The organism is Ruegeria sp. G7, from assembly GCF_056535465.1.
The window spans coordinates 1-1907 of record NZ_JBQFIL010000004.1; the positions used below are offsets into that span (position 1 = coordinate 1).

At 59.5% G+C, this 1907-nt stretch carries 1 protein-coding gene and 2 pseudogenes; all 3 read left to right on the plus strand.

What is annotated here, in order from left to right:
* On the plus strand, positions 1 to 384 hold a 384-nt coding region (locus ACR3EN_RS21015), incomplete at its 5' end, for a GNAT family N-acetyltransferase (protein ID WP_480918537.1).
* A 57-nt stretch (positions 385 to 441) separates the two neighbouring features.
* Positions 442 to 1739: pseudogene (hisD, locus tag ACR3EN_RS21020) on the plus strand (histidinol dehydrogenase).
* Between the two features lie 98 nt (positions 1740 to 1837).
* A pseudogene (locus ACR3EN_RS21025) lies at positions 1838 to 1907 on the plus strand (UPF0262 family protein); the annotation flags it as partial.

Sequence of the window (1907 nt, forward strand, 5' to 3'; positions counted from 1 at the left end):
AAGATCATGAAAACGATCCGCAAATACTCGCGGATTGGACGGCAAACAAGGATCCTGCAACAATCAAGAACTGGATCCGATCGGGCGCTGAACTTTGGGTGGCCGAAGATGCAAAGCAAATCGCGGCAGTCGGAGCCTTGCGCCAGTTCGAGATTACACTTTGTGTATTCACCCGGAGCATTGCGGGCGGGAATAGGTGCCGCCTTGCTCCACAGGCTCGAGCAAGAAATTCTCGCCACCGGACACAAAGAGGGTCGTCTGGAAGCCACGCGGACAGCATTTCGGTTTTATGAGCGCCATGGCTGGCAGGCCACGGGGCGGCGTTGTGATCGAAATGATCTTTCCTGTTTTGCAATGCACAAATTGCTGCACAGTTTGGAGTAAGGCTTGAGGCCAACACCGCCTGACGGTATGTCCCGCTGAAACGCCCGGAGAGCCAGAATGCCCGTTTTCCTCGACACCACATCGCCTGACTTTTACACGGCCTTTCAGGCGCTGCTTTCAGCCAAGCGCGAAGACAGCCCCGATGTGGACGCGGTTGTGGCTGGCATCATCGACGACGTGCGAAACAGAGGCGATGCGGCGGTCATCGAACGACGGAGAAATTCGACCGGTGGAGCTGACACCGGACACATTGGCCTTCAGCCCTGACGATATCGCCCGCGCCATCGCACAGGTACCGGAACAGGATCGGGCAGCGTTGGAACTGGCAGCCGTGCGCATTCGGGCCTATCACGAAAAACAGATGCCATCCGATCACGGATGGACGGATGACACCGGCGCAACTTTGGGTTGGCGTTGGTCTGCTGTGTCTGCTGCCGGGCTCTATGTGCCGGGTGGTCTGGCGTCTTACCCGTCATCCGTTCTGATGAACGCAATACCGGCCAAAGTGGCCGGCGTTGAGCGGCTGGCCATAACCGTGCCCACCCCGGATGGGCAGATCAATCCGTTGGTTTTGTTGGCCGCGCAGGTGTCTGGCGTCGACACGATCTACCGCATCGGCGGCGCGCAGGCGATTGCCGCACTGGCCTACGGAACCGAAACCATCGCGCCGGTCGACAAGATCACCGGACCAGGCAATGCTTTGTCGCGGCGGCGAAGCGGCGCGTGTTCGGCAAAGTCGGCATCGATATGATTGCAGGCCTTCGGAAATTCTGGTGATCGCCGACAAGGACAACGACCCCGACTGGATCGTCTTGGATCTGCTCAGCCAGGCTGAACACGACGAAAGCGCCCAGTCGATCCTGATCACCGACGACGCCGATTTCGGTCAGACCGTTGCGCGCGCTGTCGACGAGCGGCTGGAGACGCTTAAGCGTCGTGGCATCGCCGGTGCAAGCTGGCGGGATTTTGGCACGGTGATTACCGTGCGCGATCTGGATGAGGCCGCAACGCTGTCGAACCGCATCGCGCCGGAACATCTGGAACTCTGCGTCGCCGACCCGGTTGGGTTGAGCCACAAAACCATCCACGCGGGCGCCATCTTTCTGGGCCAGTACACGCCCGAAGCCATTGGCGACTATGTCGGCGGTCCCAACCACGTGCTGCCGACGGCGCGGTCGGCCCGCTTTTCGTCCGGCCTGAGCGTCATGGATTTCCTGAAACGTACAACGCTCAGCCAGATGACACCGCAAGCTTTGCGCGCCATCGGTCCGGCTGCGGCTCAACTGGCCCAATCCGAAAGCCTCGAGGCGCATGGATTATCAGTTTTGGCGCGCCTGGATCGCCTGAACGACTGAAAGAACACAGCGTAACGCTCGCGTCCGGCTTGGATAGCGTTGCCCATTTAAGGTGCGTGTTATAGGTGGCCTGACGGACTTGAACGGACTGCAAGAAAATGACCCGAATTTCGCATATCGAACTGGATGACAGGAATCTGCCGCCGCCAACGCCCGAAATCGAGCAAG